The organism is Streptomyces sp. NPDC050610 (genome assembly GCF_040654875.1).
Classification (GTDB): Bacteria; Actinomycetota; Actinomycetes; order Streptomycetales; family Streptomycetaceae; genus Streptomyces.
In genome coordinates this window covers 1-4921 of record NZ_JBFAIV010000082.1, presented here as the reverse complement: position 1 = coordinate 4921, position 4921 = coordinate 1, and the positions used below count along the sequence as shown (strand labels likewise).

Sequence of the window (4921 nt, the reverse complement as noted above, 5' to 3'; positions counted from 1 at the left end):
AGCTACCTCGCCGGACTCCACCTCCGCGCCTCCATGATCTGGATCAAAGACCTCACCCAAACCACTCAGTGACCACAACTCAATACAGGCCCTAGGGCGCTTCGGGCGCAGGCCAGGACTGGATCAGGTGTTCCTCGACGGGTTCCTCGTCAAGGTCCTGGTCGTTGAGTTCGACGCCGGGGCCGGAGCCGTGGCTGCGGGCGTGGACGCGAATGCGGTACCAGCCGGAGCCGGTGCCGGAGACCGGGAGGCCTACGCGGTCTTCGTCGAGGGGCTCGTCGAGGCTGTCCAGGCGGGCTTCACCTGTCTCAAACCGCACGCTGACGTCGACGATCTCGTCCCAGTTGGCCAGTCGGCCAGCCCGGTGATGATCGTGGCGGCCCCCTTGCCCGGCCAGACCAGCCCGTTCCCGTTGAGGCCGCCGCCATGGATCACGCTGGCCGGTGGTTCGAGGGCCCAGTACCCGTGGTGGGTGACGTAGTGAGGTTCGGTGGACGTAGTCATGGTCTTAGCCCACCTTGCCCCAGAAAGTATCTTTATCCATGATCCGGTCGTCCTTGTAGAAGTTATACGAGATGTTCCTCCGGGTGCGCCTCCCGGCTGCATCCGCAAGTCACTACCCGCCGTAGCACAGCCGATCACGGTGGGGTAGAACGGTGGGGCGCCGGACCGGGGAGGGGCCGGCGTGGGTATCGCTGGGGAGGGGCTGAGGCTGACGGCCTCAGGAATGATCAAAGCGTCGATGGGGATGGTCGACATCGTCATGGTGGGGACGCGAGACACCACCATCGCCGTCGGCGGCGAACTCGACAAGCAGAAGGGCATGGCCGGGGACGACGAAGCGGGCCGGGCGTTCGCGGAGGTCTACGAGCCCGCGGCGGCCACGGCGCTCGACCAGATGGGCTTCAGCGCCTATGTGATGGGCGCGACCGACAAGGCCCTCATGCGGACGGCCCGCGAGTTCATGGTCACCGACCGGCACATCGCCGCACTTCTGGGGGCGCAGGAGGATGCGACCGAGGGCGTGGGAGATCCGGGAGCGGACTGCACGCAGTCGTTTCTGCGGCTGGGCAAGGAGCTGCCGGAGGTCATCGGGGACACCGCCTGGCACGACCAGTACGCGCCGGGCGGCGACCGCTACCGCGGGGACGCCGACCGGGTCCGCGAGGTCGCCGGGACGTGGCGACGGGCCGGGGAACTGATGACACGGTTCCTCCAGGGCGCGCAGGCCAGCGCCCGCACCGCCGACAAGGCCCACGCCGGGGAGGCCGCGATGGCCTTCGATCAGTACTTCAAGCGCACCGTCGGATTCGGCGACCCGCCCGAGCGGGTGCGGGAGGACGAGCCCCTCGTCGCGAACCTCGTCGCGAACCTCGTCGGCGCGTGCGTCCAGTTGTCGAAGGCGTGCGACCAGTACGCGGACCACATCGACACCGCGCTGCGGGAGATCCTCACCCACAAAGCGGACTTCTTCCGTATCGACGCCCCCTGGGACTCACCGATCTTCGGCGGCAACGGCGACGACGGCGGCCTGCACCTCGCCGTCACCAGCGACCCGCACATCCACGCCCTCGGCGACGTCGCGCATGCGCTGGAGGCCTCGCAGGGGCGCGTGACGGTGCCGGGCGGCGGCCCGCAGCCGCCGGGGTGACATCCGCCGATGATGCCGGCGCTGCCCCCGCTGCAGCCCGCGCCGCTGATACTCGCCTCCGCCCCCGCGGCATGCTAGGCATCGTCCCGGCCAGCTACAAGGTCCCCGACCCCAGCGTTCCCTGGGTGCCGCTGCCGCTGCCGCTGCCGCCGCCGCTGCCGCCGGTGCCGGTCCCTCCGCCTGTGCTCCTGTCACCGGCGGAACGGAAGGAGTTCACGACGCGGGTCAACTCGCTTAAGCCGGCCGGGTTCGCGGGCGCCGGCACAGATCCGTCCAAGCCGGAGAACGCCTACCAGCTCCGGGTGGCCGGGTACCCGGAGCGGCTCGTGCCGCTGCCCAAGGCGTTCGAGAAGGAGACGATCTCTGCCGACGGCATGCGCGCCGACGACGGCATGATGATCGATGCCAAGTATGTGAAGAAGCCGAATTGCGAGGACAAATCCGTCTGGCGCAAGCCCTCCACGTTCGAGGAGGAGGACGAATACAAGGCCGACGGCACGAAGAAGTGGAACAGGAAGGACGTCCTGGTCGGCAGGGATAAGTCCGAGCTGGAGAAGTACCGTCAGGCGATGCTCGAGCACAAGCAGTTCCGCGGCCTTGAGATCATCACCAACGACAAATCCGCTACAGCCTATTGGCAGACCTTGATGGCCCTTCAGGGCGTCAAAGGAAACTCTCGCTACGAACCATAGAACCGCGCCGCAAGGAGGACCCTGTGTCGAATTCCGACCTGGACGACTACGAGACCACCTATCTCGTCTACGCTCCCGGCCAGGACCCGCACGCGTGGCAGCTCGGTCTGGAGAGGCTGGGCGACGCCCTCAAGGAGGCGTTCCCGGGAGCCCGTGCCCGAGTCCGGCAGGACAATATCCACGGTGGCGAGCCCTACCTGTCCTTCTGGGGCACGGCCGACGATGGCACGGTGTTCGACGGGGCCGCCACCGTGCACGGCCGTGACTGCCTCTACCTCGTCGACATCGCCGCTCCGCAGGCCGCCGTGTTCATCGAATGGCTGCGTGACAGCTTTCTGCCCAAGCCCGACTCCATTCTCTTCACCACGGAACTGGCCATGGAGGCGGGTATCGCAACCGATTGGCACATCCCCGCAAAGGGCGGCCGGGAGCAGATCGCCGAGGAACTGCTGCGCCACTTGGAAATCGTTGAGGCCGCGTAGGCACCCGTCCTCGCACTCATGTTCGGCGGGCGATGCGGTTGAAGCCGGCGTCGAGGACGGCGAGGCCTGGGTGGTCTCGGACCTCAGGGAGGTTCAGATCAGCGACGGGTGCGTCGGTGTCCGGCCGCCCAGGGTGCGGGCATGTTTCGGTTTTTGGGAAGTCGGGTGCGGTGCGAGTCGAGCTCTCTGCCGGGGGAGCTCTGGTATTCAGTGGGTGCCTCCCGGGTACGGGAAAGGCGACTACGAGTCACGCGGTGCCCGAGACACCTTCCTCGACATCACCGGGGACCCCAGGAACCCGAAATACCAGCGCGTGCTCCTGGTCGAACTCCGCCAGGCCCAGGCAGGCAGCCGTCGCACCTACCGGCCGGTGGAGATCCACGCGGGCGACATGGGATGGGTCGGCGACTTCCTCTACATCGCGAACAGGCCGGGCTCAAGCATCCCGGTCAGGCGCGGCGGCATGAGCGTCTTCGACGTCACGAAGACGGTGAGGGTGACCGGCGGGGCCGCGGCCCGGAACCGGTTCGGCTACCGGAACGGGCAGTACTGCGCGTACGGGTGCAACTACGTGCTTCTGCTGCACCACATATACGAGAACGTAGCAGCGTCCGGCTTCCAGTACTCGCAGCTCTCACTCGACCGTACCCAGGGGGCGACGACCTCCATCGTCTCCAGCGAGTACCGGCCTGACGAGCAGGGGCGCGCCGCGCGCTGGAATCTGGCTGCGTCCGGCTACCTCGCCGACGAGTATTCCGACAGCAGTTGGGAGCTGCGGACGGCCAGGGTCCAAGGCGCGGTCAGTGTGGGCGGTAGTGCCTACTACTCCGCTAACGCCGAGGAACCCGGCACCGCGGGTCAGCGTGCAGGCATCCCGCGGCGGCGCGAGGGAAAAGCTCGGGAAGCTCTCCCTCGGCCCCGAGGATCTCAGCTACACGACCGCTCACAGCGGAAGTCTCTGGGCGTTGGGGAGCACCCACGCCGGCGCAGGGTGTACCGGGTCGGCCTCAACTGACCTATACGGTCGCCAACCGCTCGGCCCGGCTCCGCAGTGACGGCCTTCGCCGGGCATGGGTGCCGGGTACGTGACCGCGACGGAGGGCGAAAGGCCTCATCAAGCATGCCTCTATTCGCTGGTGGGACGCGTCCAGGGGAGGGCAAGGCCGTCGCCGGCAGCGCGAGGGAGCAGTTGGGCGTGCGGTTGGGCGATGCGCTGGTTGGCGTCGAGGCCGCAGGAGGTGACGTAGGTCCACTGACCACCGGCCTCAGCAGCCAGTTCGGCAGCGCGGTGCTGGGTGGTGGCGGAGGCCCGGTGCACCGCGGCGAAGCCTCCGGATGGCGGGTCCCACGGCCTTGCTGAGGATCTCAGCGTGGTCGAACGTCAGCGGCGGCAGGGAATCCACGGGCCGCCACTGCGCGGTGCGGGCGTCGTCCCCGGCGGTAGCCGGGGTGCCGTCGGGGACGATGAAGGCGAAAGCGGCGCCGATGTGTTGGCCCCGCGGGTATCGGTCGGGCTCGTCAAAGATCCCGACGAAGACGAGGTCGGCCGGCGAGACCACCACATCGGTCTCCTCCAGGAGCTCCCGCGCGCTCGCGCGGGTGCCCGTCTCTCCGGGATCCACATGGCCACCGGGGATGGCCCACGTGCTCTCGTACGGCGGCCTGTCGCGCTGGCTCAGCAGGACGTGGCGGTAGGGAGTGCGCCCCACGACGCGGCTCAGCAGCGCGCGCAGGCGAGGGTGGCGCGTGAGGGCGATGGTGTCGGCGGTGCAGCGGATATTCCCAACACGCTCGGTCTCGGTCATGTGCCTCTCGATTCGGTTTTTGGTCCGGTTCGGCACCGTCGGTCGCGGTGCCGAGGAGTGGCGGTGGCGCGGGCGGGGACCCTGCCACTCTGCCGTTCGCTGCAGGGGACTTCGGCGAACGGGGTCCAGGTGATGTGGCGCCGGTCGTGTTGCTGAGCGACCAGGCTCAGGCGGTCGGCCCGCTCACTGTCTGCGGCGGCCGGAACGCCGTGTCATGCTGGCCGACCACGGGCGACCATGATCGCCATTGCTGTCAGGGGAAGAGGACCACGATGCGAATGCCATGGCGCC

At 68.3% G+C, this 4921-nt stretch carries 6 protein-coding genes; 4 read left to right on the top strand and 2 right to left on the bottom strand.

The genetic code is table 11. From position 1 onward, the window contains the following. Positions 1 to 91: 91 nt before the first annotated feature. Entirely contained in the window at positions 92 to 319 is a 228-nt protein-coding gene (locus AB0I22_RS39505) for a hypothetical protein (protein ID WP_363135872.1), read from the bottom strand. A 366-nt stretch (positions 320 to 685) separates the two neighbouring features. Here AB0I22_RS39505 and AB0I22_RS39500 point away from each other — a divergent pair, with 366 nt between their 5' ends. From AB0I22_RS39500 to AB0I22_RS39485, 4 genes are all read left to right on the top strand, one after another. Next, positions 686 to 1651 (top strand): hypothetical protein, encoded by a 966-nt coding sequence (locus tag AB0I22_RS39500; RefSeq protein WP_363135871.1) that lies wholly within the window; start codon positions 686 to 688, stop codon positions 1649 to 1651. A 125-nt stretch (positions 1652 to 1776) separates the two neighbouring features. After that, positions 1777 to 2343: a restriction endonuclease fold toxin-2 domain-containing protein gene (locus tag AB0I22_RS39495; protein WP_363135870.1), complete on the top strand. Its 567-nt coding sequence runs from the start codon at positions 1777 to 1779 to the stop codon at positions 2341 to 2343. A 23-nt stretch (positions 2344 to 2366) separates the two neighbouring features. Beyond that, positions 2367 to 2825: a hypothetical protein gene (locus AB0I22_RS39490; RefSeq protein ID WP_363135869.1), complete on the top strand. Its 459-nt coding sequence runs from the start codon at positions 2367 to 2369 to the stop codon at positions 2823 to 2825. A 214-nt stretch (positions 2826 to 3039) separates the two neighbouring features. Further along, the gene (locus AB0I22_RS39485; RefSeq protein WP_363135868.1) at positions 3040 to 3840 is read left to right on the top strand and encodes a hypothetical protein; all 801 of its coding nucleotides are present in this window, start codon (positions 3040 to 3042) and stop codon (positions 3838 to 3840) included. Between the two features lie 250 nt (positions 3841 to 4090). Here the strand turns inward: AB0I22_RS39485 and AB0I22_RS39480 are convergent, their stop codons facing one another. Further along, entirely contained in the window at positions 4091 to 4630 is a 540-nt protein-coding gene (locus AB0I22_RS39480) for an NUDIX hydrolase (protein WP_363135867.1), read from the bottom strand. Between the last annotated feature and the right edge of the window lie 291 nt (positions 4631 to 4921).